Annotated in this window: 18 protein-coding genes, 3 tRNA genes and 1 pseudogene; 5 read left to right on the top strand and 17 right to left on the bottom strand. The window is 48.7% G+C overall.

Going from position 1 to position 25,151, the window contains the following annotated elements; translation table 11 throughout:
* Positions 1-4: 4 nt before the first annotated feature.
* The 8 genes from cas1c to cas3 form a co-directional block, all read right to left on the bottom strand.
* The gene (gene cas1c, locus QJT81_10305; protein WGZ96324.1) at positions 5-1,039 is read right to left on the bottom strand and encodes a type I-C CRISPR-associated endonuclease Cas1c; all 1,035 of its coding nucleotides are present in this window, start codon (positions 1,037-1,039) and stop codon (positions 5-7) included.
* Positions 1,036-1,674 (bottom strand): CRISPR-associated protein Cas4, encoded by a 639-nt coding sequence (gene cas4 / locus QJT81_10300; GenBank protein WGZ96323.1) that lies wholly within the window; start codon positions 1,672-1,674, stop codon positions 1,036-1,038. Before cas4 ends, cas1c begins: the two co-directional genes overlap by 4 nt.
* Positions 1,667-2,098 carry a PIN domain-containing protein gene (locus QJT81_10295; protein WGZ96322.1) on the bottom strand — a complete coding sequence of 144 codons (432 nt, stop codon included), beginning with the start codon at positions 2,096-2,098 and terminating at the stop codon, positions 1,667-1,669. The genes cas4 and QJT81_10295 overlap by 8 nt, the downstream gene beginning before the upstream one ends.
* Positions 2,076-2,345, bottom strand: a complete 270-nt coding sequence (locus tag QJT81_10290) for a hypothetical protein (protein WGZ96321.1) — start codon at positions 2,343-2,345, stop codon at positions 2,076-2,078. Before QJT81_10290 ends, QJT81_10295 begins: the two co-directional genes overlap by 23 nt.
* A gap of 78 nt (positions 2,346-2,423) precedes the next feature.
* A complete protein-coding gene (gene cas7c, locus QJT81_10285; GenBank protein ID WGZ96320.1) occupies positions 2,424-3,236 on the bottom strand; it encodes a type I-C CRISPR-associated protein Cas7/Csd2 in 813 nt (270 codons plus the stop codon).
* Positions 3,237-3,253: 17 nt separating this feature from the next.
* Positions 3,254-5,164, bottom strand: a complete 1,911-nt coding sequence (gene cas8c, locus QJT81_10280) for a type I-C CRISPR-associated protein Cas8c/Csd1 (protein ID WGZ96319.1) — start codon at positions 5,162-5,164, stop codon at positions 3,254-3,256.
* Complete coding sequence (cas5c, locus tag QJT81_10275; protein WGZ96318.1) at positions 5,161-5,874, bottom strand: type I-C CRISPR-associated protein Cas5c; 714 nt, start codon at positions 5,872-5,874, stop codon at positions 5,161-5,163. Before cas5c ends, cas8c begins: the two co-directional genes overlap by 4 nt.
* On the bottom strand, positions 5,864-8,365 hold the full coding sequence (gene cas3 / locus QJT81_10270; GenBank protein ID WGZ96317.1) for a CRISPR-associated helicase Cas3': 2,502 nt from the start codon (positions 8,363-8,365) through the stop codon (positions 5,864-5,866). The genes cas5c and cas3 overlap by 11 nt, the downstream gene beginning before the upstream one ends.
* Positions 8,366-8,595: 230 nt before the next feature.
* On the opposite strand from cas3, the gene purB reads away from it, so the two are divergent.
* The 4 genes from purB to QJT81_10250 all read left to right on the top strand — a co-directional run bounded on the left by purB (position 8,596) and on the right by QJT81_10250 (position 12,541).
* Positions 8,596-9,963, top strand: coding sequence for an adenylosuccinate lyase (purB, locus tag QJT81_10265; protein ID WGZ96316.1), 1,368 nt, complete (start codon positions 8,596-8,598; stop codon positions 9,961-9,963).
* Position 9,964: 1 nt separating this feature from the next.
* On the top strand, positions 9,965-11,119 hold the full coding sequence (locus QJT81_10260; protein ID WGZ96315.1) for a cupin domain-containing protein: 1,155 nt from the start codon (positions 9,965-9,967) through the stop codon (positions 11,117-11,119).
* Positions 11,120-11,306: 187 nt separating this feature from the next.
* On the top strand, positions 11,307-11,609 hold the full coding sequence (locus QJT81_10255; protein WGZ96314.1) for a hypothetical protein: 303 nt from the start codon (positions 11,307-11,309) through the stop codon (positions 11,607-11,609).
* Between the two features lie 230 nt (positions 11,610-11,839).
* Positions 11,840-12,541, top strand: a complete 702-nt coding sequence (locus tag QJT81_10250) for a response regulator transcription factor (protein WGZ96313.1) — start codon at positions 11,840-11,842, stop codon at positions 12,539-12,541.
* 9 nt (positions 12,542-12,550) lie between these two features.
* Here QJT81_10250 and QJT81_10245 read toward each other — a convergent pair.
* Positions 12,551-13,592 (bottom strand): annotated as a pseudogene (locus tag QJT81_10245) (IS630 family transposase).
* Positions 13,593-13,698: 106 nt separating this feature from the next.
* On the opposite strand from QJT81_10245, the gene QJT81_10240 reads away from it, so the two are divergent.
* A complete protein-coding gene (locus tag QJT81_10240) occupies positions 13,699-15,174 on the top strand; it encodes an ATP-binding protein (protein WGZ96312.1) in 1,476 nt (491 codons plus the stop codon).
* A gap of 16 nt (positions 15,175-15,190) precedes the next feature.
* Here QJT81_10240 and pbpC read toward each other — a convergent pair whose 3' ends face one another.
* From pbpC to gltX, 8 genes are all read right to left on the bottom strand, one after another.
* Complete coding sequence (pbpC, locus tag QJT81_10235; GenBank protein ID WGZ96311.1) at positions 15,191-17,527, bottom strand: penicillin-binding protein 1C; 2,337 nt, start codon at positions 17,525-17,527, stop codon at positions 15,191-15,193.
* 12 nt (positions 17,528-17,539) lie between these two features.
* The gene (locus tag QJT81_10230) at positions 17,540-22,405 is read right to left on the bottom strand and encodes an alpha-2-macroglobulin (GenBank protein WGZ96310.1); all 4,866 of its coding nucleotides are present in this window, start codon (positions 22,403-22,405) and stop codon (positions 17,540-17,542) included.
* Between the two features lie 129 nt (positions 22,406-22,534).
* A tRNA-Glu gene (locus QJT81_10225) sits at positions 22,535-22,610 on the bottom strand.
* Positions 22,611-22,632: 22 nt separating this feature from the next.
* A tRNA-Glu gene (locus QJT81_10220) sits at positions 22,633-22,708 on the bottom strand.
* Positions 22,709-22,728: 20 nt separating this feature from the next.
* Positions 22,729-22,854: a hypothetical protein gene (locus tag QJT81_10215; GenBank protein WGZ96309.1), complete on the bottom strand. Its 126-nt coding sequence runs from the start codon at positions 22,852-22,854 to the stop codon at positions 22,729-22,731.
* Between the two features lie 102 nt (positions 22,855-22,956).
* Positions 22,957-23,032: transfer RNA gene (locus QJT81_10210), tRNA-Ala, on the bottom strand.
* A 43-nt stretch (positions 23,033-23,075) separates the two neighbouring features.
* The gene (locus tag QJT81_10205; protein ID WGZ96308.1) at positions 23,076-23,525 is read right to left on the bottom strand and encodes a CBS domain-containing protein; all 450 of its coding nucleotides are present in this window, start codon (positions 23,523-23,525) and stop codon (positions 23,076-23,078) included.
* A 91-nt stretch (positions 23,526-23,616) separates the two neighbouring features.
* Positions 23,617-25,029: a glutamate--tRNA ligase gene (gltX, locus tag QJT81_10200; protein ID WGZ96307.1), complete on the bottom strand. Its 1,413-nt coding sequence runs from the start codon at positions 25,027-25,029 to the stop codon at positions 23,617-23,619.
* Positions 25,030-25,151 lie beyond the last annotated feature (122 nt).

Below are 25,151 nucleotides of genomic sequence, written 5' to 3'. Positions count from 1 at the left end.
TTTCTCATTTGTTAAAGAACGGGATATATGCCTCTACATCCCCGCGCAAATACCGCGCCAACATCCGCGCCTGAAGCAACGGCAGTAACCCAATCTCCACCTGTGACTCTAACACCGGATGCTGCAACGTTTCCTTCTTGCGCTCCTGATACGCCATGATTACCGTCTTACGCCCGCTATCATTCAGCATCACCGCACCACCGGGGCGAAGATCAAAATCCTTCTGCCGCAACTGCCCGCGATTGATCAACGTCAACGCCAACCGATCCCCCAGCACCGCCCGAAACTCCTCCAACAAATCCAACGCCAACGCAGGGCGACCGGGGCGCACCACATGGAAAAACCCCAACTGCGGATCAAGCCCCACAGTCTCCAACGCACTGCGACAATCATTCAGCAACAACGCATACAAGAACGAAATCAACGCATTCACCGTATCCTTCGGCGGACGCCGACTACGCCCCTTGTACTCAAATTCCTCGCGCATCTGCGGCTTGATCATCGTATTAAACTGCTCGAAATACACCCGCGCCGCATCGCCTTCCAAGCCCAGCACCGACGCCGCCGATTCCGCATGAGCCAAATTGCGCAAATTAATCGCTAACGACTTCGCTGCCCGCACCAATTGCGTTTTCGCCGCCTCATCCTTGCTATCACGCGCACTGCGCAACAACACATTACGGCTATTGCGCAACTTACCCGCGATGAATGCCTTGCTGATTTCCAGTGCAGTTTCAACACGATCAGCCGCCCGAAACTGCGCCTGCCGCAACAAAATATTGCCATTCACCGGGCCTTCCACCCGTGCCTGAAACCGCCCGTGTTCACTCAACCACACAATGCTGCGCCCGTCTTCCATACTCCGCGCCATCAACGCTGGGCTAATAGCCACCCGCCCCAGACACACAATCGCACCCAAATGATGCAGCGGTACTTGATGCTTCTTCACCTTATCCACCGACAACACCAGCGTTTCACCCTCCAACCGCAGGTACGCCCCATCAGTCGACACATACAAGGTATTGAGTAATTGTTTCACGCATCCCCCTCATCATCCGCGTCATACAAACGCTCATGCAAACGGCGAATACGCCCCCGATTGCCCATCAAATCCGGCTGACAACTGTCCTGCAACGAACATTCCTTACATAACGCCCGTTCATCCACAGGCGGCGGCATCTGCCCCGATTCCAGCAACGCCCGCACCTTCGCAATCAAACCAATGGTGAATTCACGCAACTCCGGCGTAATCGGCACAGCGCGGCGACGACGGCTTTTATGGTGGAAAATCGCGCCTTCCGGCACAACCTTCCCCGTCATTTCCTCCAAACACAACGCCTGCCCCACCAATTGCACATCATCGTGCATTTTCTTCTGGCGCGAACCCTGCTTGTATTCGATGGGGTAAGGCGTGCCATCATCAAGAAACTCCACCGCATCCGCCCTACCCGTCAGCCCATAACGTTCGCTGTACAACGGCAACGAACGCTCCACCCGCACCCCATATTCCGTGCCACTTTCACCACTATCCACACGCTCATGCGCCAAATTGCCGCGCACCGTATGCACATTGTCATCAAACGTCTGCTCCTGATGGATCAACGCACACTGACGCGGGCAATAGCTGTAGTGTTGCAGTGCGGAAAGCATGATGGGGAGGAGTGGTTCAGACATTGGGTAGCAACAAGTTCTCAAAGGGTTGACGACTTTTCCAGCGGTAACAATCGAAATCGCGCTGGTCAGTGGAGAGAATTCGACCATGCCCCAAGGCTTCAGCCAGTAACACCATCGAAGCATCTGCCAAATCCATTGGCAAATCGGCATACTTTTCCATCAATGTGGCGGCATGTTGCAATTGCTCGACTTCCAACGGAACTATCACAAAATACCCCTGCGCCCCCATATCCAGAAATTGTCGAACCGCCTGAATTCCGCGACGGCTCAACAACATATAACAAGCCTCGGTAATCACAGGCCAGGTTGTGACCAAGGTTTGACGACAACCCGCCAGATAGGTGGTTGCTTGCGTGTGAAAAGCATCATCCTTGTTGAGTAAGGCGACCCAGAATCCCGTATCAGCGATGACCGAATTTTTCATCCAGATACCCTTTCACGTACTTTTTGTAATTCACAGAACTATCTGCCGGAGCAGACATAATACCGCCCAGCATCTGTAACAGTTTCTGGTTTTTCGCTAACGCCTCGTCCTCATCTTGGCGAAGCTTGATTGCAAAATAGCTATCCAACGCCTCTTTCAAAATGTCAGAACGGTTCTTCCGCTCGCGCTGCTGCACAAGCTGAAACTTGCGCTCGTAGCTATCATCCAGTCTTGCATTAATTCTCATGGCAATACCCTTTTGTATGACAAGTCATACTCAAGAGTGTACCAGCTTCACTACTGAAAGTAACCGTGTTGCAATCCATCAAAACCCATCCAGAATTTCAACCTGCAAACCCTCTAACGCAGCCAGTTCAAACGAACCGTCAGGCTTAACATCCTTCAATGTCTGATGAACCTTGGCAGAAGAATACTGCCCACCCTTGGAATTGTGTTGCCACCAGAACACCTTCAGCACTTCCATACTGCCTTCAGGTCGGGCAGATGACGCATCGTTCTCAAACAGCTTAGGTAACACTTCTTTAAGTACCGCAGCATCCGCATCACTGAACCCGGTTCTCTCTGCCAATTGCGGATTCATGCTGCCTTTGAAAACGTAGATACCGTTATCCACGCGGTGCTTCATCCCCATTGTGTCAGAACCCCGTTTTGTACCATCGCCTTCGCCGCTGACGCTTTTGGTGATTTGGGTACTGGTCACGTTAACAGGCTCAGTACTGAAAGCCGATTGAATACTCACCGGGCCACGCACAGGAATAGAAACACCATCACCTGCTTTTTTATCCTTTGATTTGAAAGCGAATACTTGCCCAAATGCCCTAACATCAAACCAAGCCTCACATGCTGTCTCTCTACTGAGTTTTTTACCCAACAGCTTATCAGCACGATCTTGCAAGCTGGTCGCATCGTCATTCTTACGATCATCGGATTGCACAAAAATCGGGTAGCCTTTTTCTAATAGCCGATCCCGAATCTTGCGTTTAATCGCCACATCGGTAATTTCACCAACTCCTGAATAATCAGTACGTGGACGATTGCCATTGAGTGGATCACCATTCGGATTAGCATTTTTCACACGCAGAATAACCGCGAAATCAATTTTGTTTTGCAATGTCATGTGTTGAATTCCTTGTATTAATCGTCGGACTGGTCGGTTGCAGTGTCTTTTTCAATCTTCTTCCAAAGCTCTTTACGCTGGCAGTGATAAGCCAACAGGTATTCACCGGAAAGCTGGGCGTTATCCGTAAAAATCTCTGCTGTGAATTTGCATTTGATGTCATCCAGCAAATTTTCGAGTTTGATCCACAAACCCTTACGGTTGGCTTTCAATCTGGCAATGTAAGGCGTTAACTGGTCATACAGCATCGGCCATGTTTTGTAAGGGTTACTGGCAAACCGTTGCATAAATCTAGCCGCATTGGTTTGACGGTTCTTTTCACTGTCTGACAACGAAACTTCTTCAATATAATCCGCCACAGCCAGCAAACGACCATACAGGTAATCGCGGGTTGTGCGGTCTTCTTCCAAACTCATACGGTAATTCTCCTGTTGATGCGTTCCCCGAAACAGGGAACAAGCAATGCCTAATGTTTTTTCCCACTCCCACCCATCCATTCCGACACGGTTGGAAACACGCTGAATCGTGGAAAACATCAAATCATTCGGAAAGGGGTGTTGGTCGATAATGCACGGTAGCAATCGCTCTACGACTGCCTTTTTCAGTTTGTCATCCAAACGTCGTCCGTAAGCCGCTTCAGCAATATCTCTGGGTGCTGGCGTACCAATGAATTTAACGTCCTTACTGAAATTCTGATGCCATGCAAATTGTGTATGCCATTGTTCAAGACGCGCCAAAAACTCGGAGCGTTCTAATTCACGATAAAACGTAATCGCCATCCGCCCCGGTGTTGCAGAATCCAAACCCATGACGATGATATTGGAGGTATCAGCGATATTAGTCTGATAACCAGCGATTTTTTTCGACAAGCGTTTAGCAAATGCCTGCCCGACATCGCCAATATTGGTGGTTTCAGCCTCTTCCGGTTCAGTACCTAATAACGCATGGCTATCGGCGAATGGGTCAGGAATTTCTTCCCCTGATTTCGCCCATGACACAAACACCTGATCGCCAAAACGGTACGCTTGTTTACGTTGTACTAACCAACGCAACGCATTATGGGATTTTTGGGAAACCTCGGATGATACCGAACACGCTTGCGAACCCTCGCTATCTGTAAATCGCCCCCGAAAGGTATAACCCGATGAATCGTTAGATGAAATTAGCTTGGCTTTATCAGCACCATGCCGAATACCGGATGGATGCTGAGTGGCTAAAGCAACCGTTTCACCTGTCACCATGCACAAGCCTTTGGTTGATTCGCGCTGATTATAAAAGCGAATCCATGCCGACATTAGGTTGTGATCTTCCCACGTTGCCGTTGCCAACTCGCTTGGTGTTTCTACACGCCAACGAATAAAAGCCGCTTCAGCGGTTTGTCCAGCAGGCAAGATTTTGAAAATGGCAGGCGCATCTTCAGCTTTATCCCATTTTTTCAGCAATTGCTGCTTATCATCCAGAAACAAGCATTGTGCTTTCACCAAATCGGCAATCAGCGTTCCCTTGCTAACGTACTCATAAATAGCCTTGGCTTTAGGGTGAGAAGCTGAAGAATTTACCCACGCTGCAAGTTGTGACAGGTAATTCTGATAAGGTTCTTGAGAATTTTTGCTGAATCCCACCGTCACATCACCGCCTACCGCCACGTAATCACCCGCCACATATTGCAACTTATCGCATAGTGGATGATTGACAGGCTTACTACCGGAACGCCCCGCCGAACCTTCTGTACAAGGTACAACAGTTAGCAACTCACCTTTGGATAGCACTTTCGCCCGTAAAAAATGCCCCTCTCCATCCAAAACAACCTCGATATGGGCGTTTTGCGTGGTATGGCAAATAGGCAGCAGTGGATTATCGCCTGAAACAAATTCAGGTACTTTGCTGCATTCTTCATAGGTGTCATACAGTTGTTGTAACCAGCTCATGCTTCAATCTCCTCATCGGTCAATACCGAAAAGTTCTTGCCCTGATTGAATGGCTTTGATTCCATCTCGCGCACGTATTTTCTGGTTTGGCATTGTTCCGGTCTGTCAAAACAGATCACACCTTTTTTCATCGTCGGATACCAAAAACGTGCATGTAATTCATTGCCGCCTGTTTCATCGGGGTAATCAAAACCGTGGAACATCAACCCAAAACCCAACTCGTCGATGTTGTCGTAATGCCCTTCGCCAGCACCAAACTCGCACGGCTCAACGTAACCCTGACAGTCACGAGTGCCGAGAAAAATATCCTGTCGCCCACCCCGCTTCAATGCGCGTTCCGCCATCGCCAAATGTTTGGCGGCATTGCGGTCATGTTCCAGTTCTGGACGTTGGAGATTCCATTCAAAATGCGCTCGTACTTGATATTCCGCATCGGCGAGAAAGGTATAGATAGCTAAGGTATTCCCACCACTAAATACGAGTGGCTTCGTCCCTTTGGTTTGGGTGCGGATGGGTTTCATGATACGAACCTCATCAATCACCCACACAATAGTCGGCTTCCAATAAATCGACTTCGCAACACCCTTCAGAGCTTCATAAGTCGGGATATGGTACGAACACTTTTCCCCACCAATCTTAGTGACAGGATCAGTGAATAGGGCGTATCGACCCCACAATTTGAACTCGTAGGTTCTTGATCTAAAAATCATAAAAGTTTGTCCCCTTTTGGGTTGGGAGATCCGCAAGTCCAAAGTGTTCGCTGTAATACTCTGGTTTCATCAGGTACAAAATGTCGATACCGTCCTGAACGGCATGAATGGCTTCAGCCTCATCCAACGCTGTCAGCAGATTAGGAAAAATATTGACGGTGTATTGCTGCGCTTCTCGCAGCAGAGCAAATTGCTTATCGGGTTCGTAAACGGCACACAAAGCGGTGATGATTTCGTTGCCACGCTTATCATACGGCACAATGATTCCACGGGTTGGGGCATCAATGGCTTTGAAGGCTTTGGCAGAGGTCATAAAAGACTGTTTGAAATAAATGGCTGGTTTGGTGTTGTTCACCCGTGCAAAATCCTGAACCAGCTTCTCATTGCTCGATAGCAAGCCCAGTAAGTTATCATCCCAACCGATAGACTTGACCGGGTAGGTCATTTCATCCTGTCGCTCAAAGAAGTAGTAACGGAAATACCACTGCATCGCCGTCGGGCCAATCAAATCACCCTGATCAAACCGTTCAGGATTTTCCGCAAACTCACCCAGTAAGCGTTCCGTGATCTGCTTACCTTCCTTGATGCTAGGCAGCATATCGAGGTTTTCCTCGGCTGGATTCACAATACTGACACGCCCTTTCGTGGGACGTTTACCGTTCCGATTACACCGCCCTGCGGCTTGTGCAATCGAATCCAGTCCAGCCGTAAAACGAATGACAGCACCAAAATCGACATCCACCCCAGCTTCTATCAATTGGGTGCTGATACACAGCACGTCTTCATCTGCCTCAAGCAACTGCCTGACTTGGCTTAATATCGCTTTACGATGCGCCGGACACATGCTGGTGCTCAAATGGAAAATGTTGTTATCCATTTGTGATTTGCAAAGCTCAAAGATTTTTTGCGCCGCTTTTTTGGTATTGACGATGACAAGGCAACTACCGCATTGCGTGATTTCTTCGATAGCAAGATCAGCCACCTCATCAAAGCTCCAACCACCCGGTTTCTGCTGATCAATGACTTCAACACGCCGCAAATCCGCAAACAGTTCTTTGACTTCGGGCATCATTTCACTATCAGGCGCAAGTTCAATCCGACCTTTTTTCGGATCAACTTCATTCAATAAAGGCTGGGTTGCCGTACACAACACCACTGAACTACCGCAATGATCAACCAAAAAGTGGATAGCATTATTGAACAGGTGAACACAATTGATGGGCAGGGTTTGAATCTCATCAAAGATCAATACGGATTTGGAGAGTTGGTGCATCCGGCGTGCGCCACGAGTCCCTGAGCCAAACAGCGTCTCAAGGAACTGTACCATCGTCGTGTAAACCACAGATGCATCCCAATTTTCTGAGAGAATTTTGGTTTTCCACGTCTGTTCTTCAGGCGTCAGGTTGGAATGGTATTCCAGCACGATATTGCCTTCATCACCACTGCCTATTGGTTCAAGAATCTTGCGGGTTTCCTCTGCATTCTGGTCAATGATGGAGGTGAAAGGAATGATGTAAATGATTCGTTCCAACTCATGCGTTTGGGCGTGGTTTAGGGCAAAACGCAGACTTGCCAACGTCTTGCCACCCCCTGTGGGAACGGACAACGTGAAAATACCGGGTTTGCTGCCAGCACGTTGCAAACAATGATCGGAAATCTGCTTACGGATTTTATTGACATCCGTATCCGCCTTGAAGCTGACGAGTTTTGTTTCCAGTCTATCAATCAGCTTGTCGAAACTGGCATAACGCCCTTTCAAGCGTTTTTGCGCAGCGATTGGATTTTCAAAATCGGCCGTATCCACTCGGTCAGCATCAATCAGGCAACTGAACAATAATCTGACTAACAACCCTTGCTTGAAACTGGCAGTCAGCGCACCGCCTTTGTTTTGCTTGCCAATGTCTGTCAGCTTATTGATGACGGATTCATGTAGGGTCGGTGATGCCATCAATTGCTGGAAACGTTGCCGAATGGCTTCATCCATTTTTGACAGGGCTTCGTCGAGATGGGCACGATCTTCCGGCTTACGCATTCGGTGGGAAAATTTATCCCAAGCAGGTGTATGACTATTCGACTCAAGGCAATCAATCAGACCTGAGTGGTGAGAAGCGATACAAAGCGCAAGAATTTGTGCCGTGATGGATTGGAGTTGCCCTTGCGGTGATAGCACATCCCAAATGGCTTGTGCACCAGCCGTAGAATGGTCAACCTTGCCTTTTTTGCCTTTGGCATCCACGTAATCGTCAGCATCTGAATCAATATTGCCAAGCGCCGAATTGATGTAGTCCTGAAACTCTTTGCTGTACTTGCCAAGATCGTGCAGTAAGCCAATCAACTCACCTGCATCATCCAGCCCCAGTTTTGCCGCTGCCGTTTTTGAAAGAGTGGCTACACCTTGCAAGTGCTGCTGCAACGTTTGCTTTGCACCATCCTTCTCACGCTGATGTGCAATAATCACCGTATCGCTGACTCTCGAACAGACATCGCCCATGAATTGCCCCTTGATTTATGTGGCAGCCGTGAGAGCTGCCCGCCCCATAATTACCAATGATAGTAATTTAAGCAGAAAACACTTTCAATAAAAATATACACAGACTTAACAATTTAATTAATTCTTGATGAATGCTTCCAAACAATAATTTCACCCACATTAACAGACTTAACACCCGATGAATTTGCGGTACAATCCCAGCCTTTCAGACTTTTGGCTCAGGATACGGCATGGAACTTTCTGCACTCACCGCTCTTTCCCCCACTGACGGGCGTTACGCCAGCAAAACAGCGGCATTACGCCCGTGGTTCAGCGAATACGGCTTGATCTACCACCGCGTCCTCGTCGAAATCCGCTGGTTGCAAATGCTCGCCGCCCACCCACAAATCAGCGAAGTCCCCGCTTTTTCCGCTGACACCAACGCTTTTTTAGAAGGCATTATCAGCAACTTTGCTGAAACCGATGCGCTGCGCATCAAAGCCATCGAGCGCACCACCAACCACGACGTGAAAGCGGTCGAGTATTACCTCAAGGAAAAAATCGCCGGGCAAGCCGAACTGGAAGCCGTCAGCGAATTCATCCACTTCGCCTGCACCTCCGAAGACATCAACAACCTCTCCCACGCCCTCATGCTCAAAGGCGGCATGGAACAGGTGATTCAGCCTGACATGGCGGCAACCCTTGGCGCTATCCGCCAGCTTGCCCACGACTACGCCGAAATTCCACTGCTATCGCGTACCCACGGGCAACCCGCCACCCCGACCACCTTGGGCAAAGAAATGGCGAATACCGCCTACCGCCTGCAACGCCAACAACAGCAGATTCTTGCCACCCAATATTTCGGCAAAATCAACGGCGCAGTCGGCAATTACAACGCGCATATCAGCGCCTACCCCGACATTGACTGGCAAGCCACCGCCGAACAATTCGTCACCTCACTCGGCTTAACCTGGAACCCTTACACCACCCAAATCGAGCCGCACGATTACATCGCTGAAACCTTCGATGCGGTAGTGCGTTTCAACACCATCCTGATCGACTTCTGCCGCGACGTGTGGAGCTACATCTCCCTAGGGCATTTCAAGCAAAAAGTCATCGCGGGTGAAGTCGGCTCCTCCACCATGCCGCACAAAGTCAACCCGATTGATTTTGAAAATGCGGAAGGCAACCTCGGCATTGCCAACGCCCTCATGACGCATCTGGCACAAAAACTGCCGATTTCGCGCTGGCAGCGTGACCTCACCGACTCCACGGTGTTGCGCACCCTTGGTGTCGGCTTGGGGCATTCCTTAATTGCCTACCAATCGGCTTTAAAAGGTATCAGCAAACTCGAAGTCAATACCGCCAGCACCACCGCCGACCTCGATGCCAATTGGGAAGTACTCGCTGAACCCATCCAAACCGTCATGCGCCGCTACGGCATCGAACAACCGTATGAAAAACTCAAAGCCCTGACCCGTGGACAACGCATCACGCCAGAAGGCTTGCGTGAATTCGTTAATACGCTGGATATGCCGCAGGAAGCTAAAGACGCGCTGATCACGATGACACCCGCGACGTACATCGGCAATGCCATCGCGCAAGCCAAGGCGGTGTAACATGGCGGGTATGCTTGGTGATATTTCTGTTGAAGAATTCCTGCGTGATTACTGGCAAAAAAAACCACTACTGATCCGTAATGCCTTCCCCAATTTCCAATCGCCCATTACCCAAGACGAGTTGGCGGGCTTGGCGTGTGAAACCGATACCGCCCGTATCGTCATCGAACAAGGCGGCGCACACCCGTGGGAAGTCCGCCACGGCGCATTCGACGATGACGATTTCAGCAATCTGCCCGCAACGCATTGGACATTGCTGGTCAACGACACCGATCAACATTTGCCCGAATTAAAAGCTATCATCGAACCATTTCGCTTTATCCCCGACTGGCGTATCGACGATTTGATGATCAGTTTTGCGGTGGAAGGCGGCTCGGTAGGCCCGCATGTGGATGCCTACGACGTTTTCCTATTGCAAGCGCAAGGGCAACGCCGCTGGCAAATCACCACGCAACCAGCCCACCCTGACAATTTCTTGCCTGATTTGGAATTACGCATCATGCGTGATTTCCAAGCCGAACAGGAGTGGATTGTTGATCCCGGTGACTTACTGTATCTGCCGCCCAATGTGCCGCATTACGGGGTGGCACTAAACGAGTGCATGACTTATTCCATCGGTTTCCGCGCTCCCTCTCAAGCGGATATGCTGGAAAAGTTGCTCGAAGATTCGCTGGAAGATGCGCGGTTGCAACAACGATTCGCTGATCCTGAGCGTATCCCGCAAGCTAACCCCGGTGAACTGACCAACAAGGACATGGATCGCTTAATTGATTTTGTGGTCGATGCGCTGCCACAAGATGAACAATCTTTACAGCGATGGGTAGGAAAATACCTAACCATGCCGAAAGGCAATGCACCCGCCATTGAAGCTGAACCTGTTAGCCGCGCTGAGTTTAGCCGTTTGGTTAGGCATAAAAAACGCTTTGAAAAGTCGCTGGATGCACGGATATTGTACTTTCTATCAGCCAGTGATTTACACCTATTTGCGAACGGTAACCATTACAAAATTGACGCCCAACACCTTCAATTTATTGAATACCTGTGCCAAAACCCCATGCTATTGCCTAAAAATTATTCTAATTTTCTTACGAAAGAAACCTGTTTTGACACCTTACATGAATTGTTATCAATCGGTGTTTTCTCAGTAAGAAAATAGGTCATCCACCGACTATTCTGTTTAAATATTTTCCTATAATTATCATTACCTTGGATAAGTTAAACTAATGATTATTCACCCCCTGTTCAGTTTTGCTCGATTAATATACTAACCAATAAATGACTTACCTCTCAATCGAGAGTGTTTTAGCGCTTTAGCTGATTTTTTATGTAACAGGGGAAACACGATGGATTTCAAACGATCCATATTTGCTGCTTTATGCGGCGTAATGGTTGCGGGTGCTGCTATCACCATGCTACCAAATTTTGCGGTTGCGGCTGACAGTGATAAAAAGATTTCACTCAAGCGCAGCAATCCTGCAGAACCAATCGGGCGGGATGCTATCCTTTCAAAAGTGAAAGCAGCCTACAAAGGTCGAATATTATCTGTTCAGGAAAAACCTTTACCTGACTATCCAGATTGTCATATCGTGCGAATGCTTTCATTAGAAGGTGAATACCTAACCATTAAAGTTGCATGTAGTGACTAAAAAACCTGCTAAAAAGCATTGAAAATAAAGAAATTTAATTTAAAGTACCCGAAATTCTGAACGAATCTTCGGGTATTTTTTTATAGTTTTTATTAATAATTACCACTGATTGTTTTTTATTACAGGCAAGCTGGTGTATGATTGCTCTTACCGGGGTTTGCTGCTTAAAAAGCTCCCGAATTGTATTGACCAAATAATGATCAATTGACCAACCAAGAAAGAGCTGTGTCATGCGCGTACTTATAATAGAAGATGAAAACATTATTCGCGAACAAGTAGCCGAAAACCTTAAAAAGAACGGCTTCACCGTAGACTTAGCGGCTGATGGTTCCCAAGGGCTGTATGTCGCTCTCGAATACCCTATTGATATTGCTGTGATTGATTTGGGCTTACCTCATGCAAAAGGGGGGGCTGTTAACAATGATCTGGGGCTGGATATTATCCGTTCCATTCGTGCTAAAGGCTTGAGTTACCCCATCATCATTTTGACAGCACGCGACCGTTGGCAAAGTAAAGTGGAGGGGCTGGAAGCAGGTGCAGATGATTATGTGACCAAGCCCTTCCAAACTGAAGAACTGATTGCTCGCTTGCGGGTGCAATTACGGCGCACGGGTCGTTGGACACAAGCTGAACTCAGTTGCGGCCCGATTCGTTTAAACACCTCTGAACAACGCGTTTATGTGCATGAGCAGGAAGTAACACTGACAGCCTATGAATATCGGGTATTAGAACACTTAATGTTACACGCCGGTGAAGTCATTTCTAAAACACGCTTGACTGATAGCTTGTATGAAGAAGATACCGATCGCGATAGCAATGTTATCGAAGTGTTTATTCGCCGTTTACGCATTAAACTTGACCCGGATGATACCCTCAAGCCTATCGAAACCCTGCGTGGTCGTGGCTACCGCTTCACCTTAACACGTACATAATACTATACTTCAACCGCCCATAATTGCAGATTCCTCAAAGGTCTGAAAGTTGAGAGTCAGCAAGGAGTCCAAGGCTTTTTTATGCGTAGTGTGGGTTTGTGCCAAACAGGCATCAATGGCCTGCGCAAACGCGGTAAAGTTTTCATGGTAACGTGAATACAGGCATTCCTTCTTCACAAACTTCCAGAGGCGCTCAATCAGGTTCAGGTTGGGGGAATAAGCGGGTAGGAACAACAGTTCGATCCCGAGTGTTTGGGCGAATGTTTGTACCAGGCTACAGCGCTGGTAACGGGCATTGTCCATCACCAAGGTCACCGGGACATCCAGGGCCAATGCCTTGATTTGCCGAAGCAACTGACAAACACTTTGGGAGTTGATGTAACTGTCATTGGTCACGGTGACCAGTTCATGGGTGACTGCATTCAACGCACCGAGGACATTGTAGCGCTGGCGTCCGGCAGGGGCGCGGATGAACAGCCGGGTGAAACACCACAGGAACCCCAGAAACGGGGCCAGGACAAAATGGGCGGCGTCGACAAAGAAAACGGCGCGTTTTCCGGCCTTGGCCTCCTCAAGACGCGGCTCCAGCTCTTTTTTTAAAAGTCTCCTGGGCAGCAGGGTCGGCTTTCGCCGGTATCATCCCCACCTTCCTGACGGACAAACCCAAGTCATGCAGGAATAGCCGCACGGCTTCCCGCTTGAGTTCAAGGCCGGTTAAGCGCTGTATATCAGCGATCGCCTGACTGATCCGGGTCGGTGGATGCTTCTCAAAATGTTTCTTCAGGGGCTCACGGAAAGGTTCCAACCGGCGGGTTGGGCGACGGAAATCCAGTTGTTCCAAGGCAGCGATCCCACCTTGTTGGTAACGTTTCAAATAACGGGTGACCGTCGTTGAACTCACCTGTGCCAGCCGTTCAATGTCCCCATGCGCCATTCCCTGGCTTTTTAGCCACAACACTTCCATCCGTTGGCGGACGCGAGGGTGGGCATGGCGGTAACGCCCCTCATTCAAGGCGGTTTGATCGGATTCGCTGAAGTCTATCTGGATCATGGAAAGGACGACCGGTTGCCAATAACAGCCGTACTTTGCTTGAGGGCTTCTCATTATTCAACAGCTATTCACGGGCAAAGTATACGAATACTCGGTAGGCATCCTTATGCTCAGTTCATTACGTAGCCGCCAACTCATCAGTGGGTTTGGCGTTATTATGGTCGGTATTCTGATGCTCGGCGGGATGCTGCACTGGTTTTCCTATAGCTATAAAATAGATCAAAAAAAAGTAGAACTTAGGGAAACCTCCTATGATGTTTTAGGCTATCTCAACTTTTCAGATGGAAAATTCTCACCATTAGCCGATGATGAGGATATGAAAGAAAAAATGAAGGAAATGATTCGCCTTCGTAAATTAGACGATGCGGAGCAAAACCGTTTTGCTTACATCATCGACACAAATACTAATGATAATGATATTGTTTGGACTGCATCTTCAATGGGCAAGCCAGATCAGCAAATGGAAGATGACTACCTGCTGCGCTTCAACATTAAGAAAAATATCCCGGTTAGTTTTGAACCAACGTTTGATCAATTAAAGCCCTTACCTCCCAAAGATCCCAATAAGTTAGTAGAAAATCAGACACTTCAACAAACATACTCTCAAGAATATTTACTCGCGATTCAAAGCTTCCTTCATCCAGAATACGGGACGTTCCAATTTGTTTTAGGCGTTTCCATTGCTGACATTCAAAAGGAAATGCAGGACATGCGGCAAAAATTTGCCGTGTTGTTATTCCTATCCGCCGTACTCGTTCTGATTGCGCAACTGGCCTTGAGTTTTTGGGTTGTTGCCCCCATCAAAGAATTTGAAAACGAAGTTAAAGCGATTGAAGCCGGTGATAAAGACAGTATCAGTGACCATTATCCTGAAGAACTGCTTCCCGTCAAAAATGCCCTAAATGGCTTACTCAGCTATGAAAAAGGCCAAAAACAGCGCTATAAAGACACGTTAGATGACTTGGCACACAGCATCAAAACACCGCTCACGACGATGCAAAATCAGCTTGATCAATTACGACGCGATGCTAACCCTGATACCCAAATCAAGATAGCCACGACGGTATTCGAGTCACAAATTGAACGTATTCGCGAAATCATTGGACATCAGTTACGCCGCGCCATGGTGACCAACCAAGGCGCGATGATTTTGTCCCAGCCAGTACGCCCTGTGTTGTTCCGACTACGCGAAACCTTGCAGAAAGTTTACCGTGATAAACACTTTGAGATTCGCATCAATGTCGACGAATATGCCAAGTGCCGTATGGATGCTGAAGACATGATGGAATTGTTTGGCAACCTACTCAACAATGCCTGCCGTTTCTGTAAAGATATTGTAGAAATCTCTGCACACCATGATAACAATATGCTAATTATTGATATTGATGATGATGGATTAGGCTTTCCGATCAACAACCCGGATAAACTCTTGCAGCGTGGTATTCGTGAAGATAGTAAGAGTGATGGTCAAGGTATTGGTATGGCTGTCAGCACCGAAATTGTTTCTGCCATTGGCGGCAAAATTGAATTGCTAGTCTCTCCCTACGTTGGCGCACGGGTACGTTTGCACCTGCCGGTATAACAACACAATGCTGTACTTACGGTTGGCTAATGACTCGAATACTCACTTTATCGACAGAGCCAGCCGCATCAAATACCGTCAGTTCATAATCACCTGCCCGTGTAAAGGTATAACGTAAACCACCACGCTTAGTATCAACGCCTGCTGGCTCACCATTAACTAGCCAAAAATATTGCCCTTCGCCACCTTCCGCAGACAAATCCAAGGTCACACCCTTACCTAGCTGCCCAGTAAGGTCTTTGGGTAAATACAACAGGCTACTAGCATCTAAGTTACGAATAGCCAGTTGTGTCCCACTCTGATATTCGCTGCCGGGTGGACAACTAGGATCAAAATCCGGTAAGCGTATTTTTTCCAACACATGATTCGCCAACCACGGGTGCAACTCCAACGGCCACTGTGCGACCTGCCGGGCACTGCGTTCAGACGTATTGCAGGCTGCCGTTACCCGCAATCCTGTTACGGGGTTAACCCAGTAGGTCTGCAATCCGGCTGACCAAGAGTGCTGCCGCAAATGCGGTAAAGTCGCTGGAATATTGCCATCCAAAATCCACGCTTGCTGACGCACATGACAATGTTCAGCGGACGTTTGCGCCGCACTCTCCCCCAAAGGCCAGCAAATGTCTGTCTGCATCACTGTAGCAGGGCGACGACGCGCCTTAACATCTACACCATTAGGCAATGCCCGAAACACATCAAACAAAATAGGTCCGGCTGCCGCGACACCTAAACGACCGGGTAATGGCGTGCCATCAGGCCGCCCTGTCCACACGCCTACCGTATGGCTATCACTGACTCCAATCGCCCAAGCATCCCGAAAACCGTAACTAGTCCCGGTCTTCCATGCCACACCTACTGCATTCGTGCTGCCTTCTGGTGGAGGAATCGCCCGTAATATCTCCTGAATAATCCATGCAGCCCCTTCTGACAATACCCTTCGTTCTTCCAGCGGATCATCTTCGACAAATCGGGGTTTGATGCTAACCCCACCACGTGCTAGTGAAGTAAAACCACGCACTAAATCTTCCAACGTTGTGCCTGCTCCCCCCAAAATCACACTCAAATTCGGTTCAGCTTGTTCAGGAAAACTGATGACGACGCCACCATTACGTAACCGCGCCACGAACACGCTGGGTGTTAAGCGTTGCAACACATCCACTGCCGGAACATTCAGGGATTGCTGTAAGGCTTGTGCCACGCTAACCGCCCCCGAAAAATGCCGGAAAAAGTTCTGCGGCGCATAATCGTTCAACTTCAGCGGCACATCACTCAATAAACTGGCAGAATGCACCAAGCCATCATCCAGTGCCATGCCGTATAAAAACGGTTTCAATGTTGACCCCGGCGAACGCACAGCTTGCACCATGTCCACATGCCCAAAACGCTCAGCATCATGAAAATTAGCCGACCCCGCATACGCCCGCACGTAACCGGTACGATTTTCAACGACCAATACACCGATGGACGCTTTCTCTGGCAAACTGTTCACACGGTTACGCAATACATTATCAACGACCCACTGTGTATTGGCATCCAGTGTCGTCTGTAACCGTGATACCTTTGCTGCAAACGCCCGTGCTTTCATGCGTTGTGCAAACAACGGTGCTTTCAGTGGCTGTTGAAAACGCAGCTTCATCACTGGCTCAAGCATGGCATCGTCCACGATTTCCTGTTGCCAAACACCTTGCGTAGCCATACGCCGCAACACTTTATCACGGTAACGTTGTGCCAACTCAGGAGAACGATCAGGGCGCAAGCGCGAGGGTGCTTGGGGTAAGACCGCTAACAATGCCGCCTCCGCATGACTCAAGGCCAAGGCAGGTTTATGCAACCATGCAAAACTGGCTGTCTGCACCCCTTCAATAGGTCCACCAAACGGCGCAAGATTGAGATAAAAAGTCAGAATTTCTGTTTTGCTATAATGCCATTCCAATTGCAACGCACGGAACATCTGCTGAATTTTTCCAGCAACAGTACGTTCATGGGGATCCAGAATCCGTGCTACTTGCATGGTTAAGGTAGAGCCACCCGAAATAACTTGCCCACCTTGCAACCATTGCCAGCCAGCCCGTAGCAAAGCAAATGGATTAATCCCCGGATGCTGGTAAAACCAACGGTCTTCGTATGTCAGCAAAGCCTCAACATACAAGGGTGAAACCTCATCCAACGTCACCGGATAGCGCCACACCCCTTCATTATCGGCAAATGCACGTAACGGCGTGCGGTCTTGCGCCAGAATCAACACGCTGCGTACCCGCTCAGGCTCTGGTAATCGCCATACCCGATCTGCCAACATAAACAGCAATAGGCAAACCAATACCGAGGCTCCCAGCCTGATCAGGTAACGACGCATTAAGGCTCCCTCTTACGGAATCACCAATGCAGACGGCACAGCACCTAAACCATTCAGTTCCGGTCGATACATATCTTCCGCATACGGCGGCGGTACAGCAAAGCGTCCGGCTGACACCACCCGCACCAAATAAAAGAGATGATGGCGCGTTTTAGCTCTCAATGGCAAAGCCGCCACATAACGATCGTCACGGAACTCCTGAGTACGCAATTCACTACTACCCAACAACTCCAGTACAGGCTTATCCATCCCCTCCAATTGCAAACCTTCTAACGATTCGTTATTCGACAAGTTGGTATTTTCAATCTCAAATCCAGCAGGCAATAAATCCGCAACCAGTGCATCGTTAATATCACTATTGCTACTCACCATAAGATGGGTCAACAATAATGCACCCGTTTTAATCCCATCTGGCGCTACTTTTTTACCATCCAAACTGTACCAACTCCGTTGTATCTCAATCGGGTCACTGTCGGGTGCAGGTACTGTATTCGGGTAACCATCCACACTCAAAGCCACATACAGCGGCTCTTTAGCCGTCACCCGAATACCTTGCTGGAAATCGTCAGCACTTAAGGAACGGTATTGCGTACTACTACCCGACAAATCCACCGTGTCATTGCCTACTGTCAGTGTAGCTTGCCAACCCGTTTTAGCCTTTTCTTGTACCTTTAAGCCAGCCAACAAGGTAAAGAGTTGCTCTTGCGTGCTGAAATAAGTACGGTTATGCAACAACTCTACCAACTGATTTATTTCAGTCGCCAGTTGTGGCAGCTTGGCTTTGTGGCGCAGTAACAAATACAGCACCGCCGCCTGATCCCGTAAGCTACTGCCATAATCACCAAGGTACTTTTGTTCATCACGAACCATTGCTAAGCCACGCTGAATCGCATCCTCGCTGCGTGTTTTATCCCCTCCCGGCATCATCTGAAGCGCCAACCCCAAATGCACCAAGGGCAAACCAGAAGCCGCTTTACTCACATCTTTTTCATACATCACTTTTAGCGTTCCTGGTGACGCACGCTTTACGCGTGACAACACATACCCAGCGTAGGCACGTGCCGCAAAATCCAAGTGTGCAGGCATGTCCGAAAACGCATAACGGCTCTCCGCCGCATCTTCACCCTCCTGCAAACGTTCTTCCAAATTCTGAAGTGCTCGCTGTAACAACCACTCAGGCACGATAAAGCCTTGTTCTTTGGCATCCAGCAAAAAATCCACCACATACGGTGTTAGCCAATATTCTTCCTGCCCACCGTTCGCATCACCCCACAAGGTGAAACCACCGTTAGCTAATTGCATTCCTGCAAGACGTAATAACGCCGCATTCACCCGCTCATTGCGCTCCTTCATTTCCAAGGGTTCTAAACCCAACGCTTCAGAGACGTTCGCGTCCAAAAACAAGTAAGGCCATGCACTGCTGGTCGTTTGTTCCAAACAACCATAGGGGTACTGTAACAAGCCTTGCAAAGCACTCCGCAAAGGTAACGGTGGGGTCGCCGCCAAACTCAAACTCGCTTGCAAACCTGCTGCCTGATACTGTTGAATCGTTGTGGCATCCAACGTTAAGATTTCACCTGCACTTAACTCACTGTTTTGTGAAAAGTATTGTGCAGGGTAGGCAGGACGCACTGCGACTTGAACTTGGCGTCTCGCCGTAAAGCCTTTTCCCGTCAGCTCCAGATTAATTTGCCCACGCCCGAAAGCTTGTTGAGCCGATACAGGTAATCGCAAGGTTTCACGCTTACCCGCCGCTAAAATAAGTTCTCGTGTATCCGCCACGCCGGATAATAAATCATTACTGCTGAGTTTCAGCTTCACAACTTGCGCTTCAGTCGTTGTATTATTCACATCCACCGTCAAGAAACTGCTGTCACCAGCGGCAAGAAAACGCGGTGCAGCAAGATTCGCCACAACCGGAGAGGCTACTTTCATCTCACGCTCGGCGCTACCAAAACGATCTTCTGTTGCGGCAACCGCCATCAAGCGTAATGTCCCATCAAAGCCGGGTAATGGCAGTTCAATTTTTGCTTTACCTGCGGCATCAAATGCTACAGCACCACTGAATAGCGAGACGATATGCACATCTGCTTGCCCCAAAGCACCACCACGTCGTGCACTCGCATCTCCCCCAAAACGTTGACGTAATGGCGTACCTTCAACACCTTCAATGATTTTGCCGTAAGCATCATACAGGCTGGTCGTATATTGATGCTGTGAGAAATAAAAGGCCAATGGGTCTGGTGCCTTAAAATCGGTAATGCTCAACACCCCCGCATCCACTGCCGCCAACGTGACTATTGCTTTTTCTCCACTGAGATTGTCTGCACTCACGGTGACAGTGGTAGTTTGTTCTGGCAAGACTTTTTCTGCGGCCTCAATACTGAGATTCAAGCGCCGTTGTTCCCGGTCAAGCGGCAAGAAAATCACACCCAAGGCGCGATTAGGTGCGATCTTTTGCTGGCTACTGGCTGGGCGGAAGGAAGTCACCGTGATGTACAAGTCGTGGCGATTCCATTCCTGACTCACCGGAATCTCCACAATTGAGCCTTCTGCTGGCAAGGTTACTCGCTTCGACCATAAGAGTGACTCACCCTCCACGGCAACAATGGCTTCACCCGCACTAGGCGGCGTTATGGTTAACTTGACCACATCACCAGCCTGATATTTCGCTTTATCTAAAGCTAATTCAATCTGGTCAGGGCGTGCTGCATTATTCGCGTCTTGCTCCCAATCCCAACCTGCATGAAAGGGGTAAACCGCTTTCAAACCTGTCTCAGCGTCTTCCACTTCTAAACGATAGTGACCATATTGCACAGCAAACACAGCTTTACCTCGTGCCGCTGCATCCAATGTCAGTTTTTGCTGTAAAATCGGGTATTCACTGGAAATATCCTTACGTTGCCAGCCTTCAGCATTGTTGTATTCCCAGAAATAGTCTTTTTCTTCTCTTACCAACGTCACCGCAAGCGCTTGGGTTGCTGGGGCGGGCTGCCCTTGTGCATTGAGGCGCACCAACTCAAAACCCGCTTCACCATTATCAGCAACCGTGTCTTTGCTGAATAAGGGGCGAATCCCCACCAAATTCTGAGTCGGCCAAAATGGCACATCTAGCTTACGGGTGACACTACGTCCACCTGTTTCATGCAGACTACCGATAACGCTCAAAGTCAGCGGAGAACTGATTTTTCCCACCAAAGCAGGACTTTCCACAAAGCCACCACCCGTTTCATTTAAGGAAATTTCTGGTAAATCTTCACGACTAATCAGTTTTTCATCACGAGGATCACCAAAATAATAATCGTTGAATGCTGGCAAGGGGTGACGATTCACACTGACAGTACGCACCGCTGTCAATTTATTGCCACTGGCAGGCGCACCATATAAATAGTCCCCCTGCGCCGCCACAACGAGCTTTTCACCAGCAGTCAGTAATTTATTTTCGGCAGTTAAGGTCAACTTCATGCGTTCGGGCATGAAGTCTTCTACATGAAACGTAAAACTGCTAACAGGCGCAACATCTTTAGCATTAATGCGAACTTCCGCTTTCCATGTCCCTGTGGGAGCATCAACAGGAATCGGTAAGCGATACGTAAAAAAACCCAACTCAGCGTTAGCCGCAAGCAAGTTTTCTTCCAACAACAATTTTGTATCAGGGCGGACGATGCGTAAATTCAGATTCTTTGCTGAAACGGCCTGACCATCACGGTCACGTAACAGCACAGATAAATCCATCGCTTCACCGGGCCGGAATAGATCACGTGTACTGTAAATAAACGGCGCAATGGGTTTATCAGGCAAGCCTGTTACTGCGTATTCTGACAAATCCAACGCCGCTTCACGTAAATCCAAGAAAGCAAACTGTGTTTCCTGTTGCGCCGTTAGCAATAAATCGCCGCCAGGCCGATGTTCAAAACTGACACGTCCTTCCTCATCCGTTTCCAGCGTCAAAGCCTCTTTTTCGCCTTGCAATTTCAATTGAACCCCAGACAACGGTTTTCCCGTATCCAAAGCATTGGCGAAAACCTCCAACCCACGCGCGTACAAACGCACATGTAAACCAATATTCGTGACAACGAACTGCGTAATGCGGTAAGCCTCATCGTTAAAACGCCCCGGTTCCCGCATTACGGCAAAATACACGCCCGGCGTTTTCAACTCTTGAATATCTTCTACCGGAATCAACATCGAAGTACGCGCATTCAACTTGGCATCGGTGACATAGCGGCGGGAATAAACACTTTCTGTCACTGCATGGATTTCTTCCAATTGCCACTGCGACAAGCGCCCCCCTAAACTGATTGTTTTCAGCATATCTGGCAATTTTTCTGGTTGCACCCGCAGAAATTCAATATCCAACTCTGGCACATTCACCACCCGAATCGGTAAACCACCCGTTAATTTCGCAGGCAAAATACTGCCTGTGGTGGCAAAATCAAACGCAGGGCTAATATCACGGGTTTTAAGATTAGTATCATAGGGTTTTTGCAATTGCAGACCGTTTTTACTGGTTAAACCCGGTCTAATTTGCACACGGTAATCGGTTTGTGGCTTGATATTACTGAAAAATAAACGGCGTGTCTCATTCGTCATTACCCAACTACCTTCGACCATTTTGCCGTTAGCTGTTAAGGTAATGAAGGTGTTGTAATCTGCCGTCGGGTTCAAATCTTGTGAAAACGTCACGGCTAAGGCAGGGCTGGTATCCAAAGTACGTTCAGACACATCCACCACCAGCATTTGTGTCAGTAAGGCTTCATTGCTGTATTGCGGGCTAGGAGCAACTGACACAGGCTCTTCTGCCCTTGCCTGCCCCATGAGTAACAGTAACAGACACAGCCATAACCACGGTAACACGCGACGAATTTGATAAGCCATTATTGTTCTCCACCCTGCAAGACTAGATGTATTGTGTAGAATGCCAGTATAGACTTTTTCGGCGCAAAGAGGTTACAACAATGTTGTGATAATGTTTGATTGGAGAAGGAGTGAGCAGCGAGAAAAAAGTGGCGACCCTATGGGGATTCGAACCCCAGTTACAACCGTGAAAGGGTCGTGTCCTAGGCCTCTAGACGATAGGGTCGCTGATGTGAACCTGAAAAAAGTGGCGACCCTATGGGGATTCGAACCCCAGTTACAACCGTGAAAGGGTCGTGTCCTAGGCCTCTAGACGATAGGGTCGCTGATGTAAACTTCCAAACCTATTGTGTGTCATTATCTCGTGGTGAGAAAATGACGATGGTAGACAACCCGGCAAATGTTATTAAAAAACCGAGTGGCACTGCCAGTAAAAACATTTTCGCCAACTCATCGCTGTCTGCAAACATGAAGCCAAATCCGAAGACTAAGCCTACGACTGTTATCACCAGACCAGTGATTAAGCTGTAGCGACCAAGACGATCCATAAATACTCTCACGTCGGTCAATATTGGTGGAGCTAAGCGGGATCGAACCGCTGACCTCTACAATGCCATTGTAGCGCTCTCCCAGCTGAGCTATAGCCCCACGGCGAAAGAGAGGCGAATTCTGAAGGAATCCGCCGTTTCTGTCAAGCGCCTTTTAAAGAATTTGCGAAGATTGCTTTGTGCACATCGCCAAGGCTAATAATGCCCACTAACTTACCCGCTTCGACCACGGGAATACGGCGAATTTTTTGCACACACATGATAGAAACCGCCTTCATCAACGGCATTTCAGGGCTGGCAGATGCCACCAACTTACTCATCAAATCGCTGGCTTGCAAACCCAAGGCATCACTGTAACCTTTTTCCATCTTCTCGAAATCAGGCACGCCCTCTTCACTGGCAACCTCGGAGATGTCAGGGAACATCTTGCGTAACACGTCTTTTTCAGAAACGACGCCGACGACATTGTTATTGTCATCCACGACCGGCATACCGCTGATCTTGTTAAAGCACATAACCTCGACCAAATCACGCACCGGGGTATTGGGCTTAGCGGTTTTGACGCTGGTATTCATGATGTCTTTGACTTTCATTTATCCTCCTCATTCATGCTAGGTTTTAGTCATACAAACATAGCATAAAACCCCCCATAAATCGTATTAGCTTAGGGGGATATTGCTCACCTTAAGCCGCCAAAGTGCGAATAAAGCCAATTGCCCGCTGAATCCGCTGCAAAGTGCGCTCACGCCCAATCAATTCCAAGGTAATTTCCAGTGAGGGCGAAGACGCACTACCCGTCACCGCCACCCGCAACGGCGGCCCCACTTTACCCAATTTCAAGCCTAATGTTTCGCAAGCGGCTTGAATGGCTGCGTGGATCGCCTCACCCTGCCAAGCAGTCAAAGCAACCAATTCATCATGCACCACCTGCAAATTATCAGCCGTATCCGCTTTGAACTGCTTTTGCACCGCTGCGGCATCAAATTCAGCAAACTCTTCGTAGAAATACCGGCTAATCGCCACCATTTCCACCAACGTTTTGGCACGTTCGCGTTGGGCATTGATCACATCGGCTAAGGCTGGGCCTTGCGAGACATCCAAGTTTTGCGCCTGCAAATGCCACTGCAACTGCGCTTCTAATTCCGCCACTGGCAAGGTCTTAATGTAGTGCTGATTCAGCCACAACAATTTATCCGCATTAAACGCCGATGGCGCACGGTTGATGGCTTCCAGTGAAAACAATTCGATCATCTCTTCACGCGAGAAAATCTCCTGATCACCATTCGACCAACCTAAACGCACTAAATAATTCAGCAACGCCTGCGGCAGGAAACCGTCATCACGGTACTGCATCACACTCACTGCACCGTGACGTTTCGACAAACGCTGCCCATCCGAACCTAAAATCATCGGCAAATGCGCAAACTTCGGTGGTTCAAAACCCAATGCCCGCATAATATTGATCTGACGCGGCGTATTGCTGATATGGTCGTCACCACGAATAACGTGCGTTACCTGCATATCAATATCATCCACCACCACAGTCAAATTATACGTGGGTGTGCCGTCAGAACGCGCAATGATTAAATCATCCATTTCGGCATTGCTAATGGTGATTTTGCCACGCACCACATCATTAATTTCCACCACACCCGTTTGCGGGTTACGGAAACGTATTACCGGCTCAATCCCTGCGGGCGGTGTTTCATCCTGACGGTCACGCCATAGCCCGTTGTAACGCGGGGTTTCTTTGCGTGCCATTTGCGCTTCGCGCATCTGCTCAAGCTCCTCCTTGCTGCAATAGCAACGGTAGGCATGACCGCTCTCCAGCAATTGCTGAATCACTTCCGCGTAACGGTCGAAGCGTTGGGTTTGGTAGAACGGGCCTTCGTCATGCCCCAAATTCAGCCATGCCATGCCTTCCAGAATCGCATCCACAGAGGCTTGCGTGGAGCGTTCACGATCGGTGTCTTCGATACGCAAAATGAAAGTGCCGCCCATCTTACGGGCATACAGCCAAGAAAATAGCGCAGTACGTGCGCCACCAATATGCAAATAACCAGTCGGGCTGGGGGCAAAGCGAGTTCTGACGTTCATGACATTCCAGTGATTGATTTTTAAATAATACCTTAAGCAAAACTGAATGAAAAATAGTCGAAATATTCAGTTCAAATTCAGTGCCCACCCCACATAATCAGCCTCGTTCAAGGGCTAAAGGG

It is taken from the genome of Candidatus Thiothrix putei (assembly GCA_029972225.1).
In the GTDB taxonomy this organism is placed as follows: domain Bacteria; phylum Pseudomonadota; class Gammaproteobacteria; order Thiotrichales; family Thiotrichaceae; genus Thiothrix; species Thiothrix putei.
This window is presented reverse-complemented; position numbering and strand designations above follow the sequence as displayed.

Bases quoted from the DNA above. Each gene is read 5' to 3' on its own strand.
- QJT81_10250 (WGZ96313.1), top strand. From the start codon at position 11,840: ATGCGCGTACTTATAATAGAAGATGAAAACATTATTCGCGAACAAGTA.
- cas7c (WGZ96320.1), bottom strand. From the start codon at position 3,236: ATGACATTGCAAAACAAAATTGATTTCGCGGTTATTCTGCGTGTGAAA.
- QJT81_10295 (WGZ96322.1), bottom strand. From the start codon at position 2,098: ATGAAAAATTCGGTCATCGCTGATACGGGATTCTGGGTCGCCTTACTC.
- cas5c (WGZ96318.1), bottom strand. From the start codon at position 5,874: ATGATTTTTAGATCAAGAACCTACGAGTTCAAATTGTGGGGTCGATAC.
- QJT81_10290 (WGZ96321.1), bottom strand. From the start codon at position 2,345: ATGAGAATTAATGCAAGACTGGATGATAGCTACGAGCGCAAGTTTCAG.
- QJT81_10255 (WGZ96314.1), top strand. From the start codon at position 11,307: ATGGATTTCAAACGATCCATATTTGCTGCTTTATGCGGCGTAATGGTT.
- QJT81_10215 (WGZ96309.1), bottom strand. From the start codon at position 22,854: ATGTTTGCAGACAGCGATGAGTTGGCGAAAATGTTTTTACTGGCAGTG.
- QJT81_10240 (WGZ96312.1), top strand. From the start codon at position 13,699: ATGCTCAGTTCATTACGTAGCCGCCAACTCATCAGTGGGTTTGGCGTT.
- gltX (WGZ96307.1), bottom strand. From the start codon at position 25,029: ATGAACGTCAGAACTCGCTTTGCCCCCAGCCCGACTGGTTATTTGCAT.
- purB (WGZ96316.1), top strand. From the start codon at position 8,596: ATGGAACTTTCTGCACTCACCGCTCTTTCCCCCACTGACGGGCGTTAC.
- QJT81_10205 (WGZ96308.1), bottom strand. From the start codon at position 23,525: ATGAAAGTCAAAGACATCATGAATACCAGCGTCAAAACCGCTAAGCCC.
- QJT81_10260 (WGZ96315.1), top strand. From the start codon at position 9,965: ATGGCGGGTATGCTTGGTGATATTTCTGTTGAAGAATTCCTGCGTGAT.
- cas8c (WGZ96319.1), bottom strand. From the start codon at position 5,164: ATGAGCTGGTTACAACAACTGTATGACACCTATGAAGAATGCAGCAAA.
- cas3 (WGZ96317.1), bottom strand. From the start codon at position 8,365: ATGGGCGATGTCTGTTCGAGAGTCAGCGATACGGTGATTATTGCACAT.
- pbpC (WGZ96311.1), bottom strand. From the start codon at position 17,527: ATGCGTCGTTACCTGATCAGGCTGGGAGCCTCGGTATTGGTTTGCCTA.
- cas4 (WGZ96323.1), bottom strand. From the start codon at position 1,674: ATGTCTGAACCACTCCTCCCCATCATGCTTTCCGCACTGCAACACTAC.
- QJT81_10230 (WGZ96310.1), bottom strand. From the start codon at position 22,405: ATGGCTTATCAAATTCGTCGCGTGTTACCGTGGTTATGGCTGTGTCTG.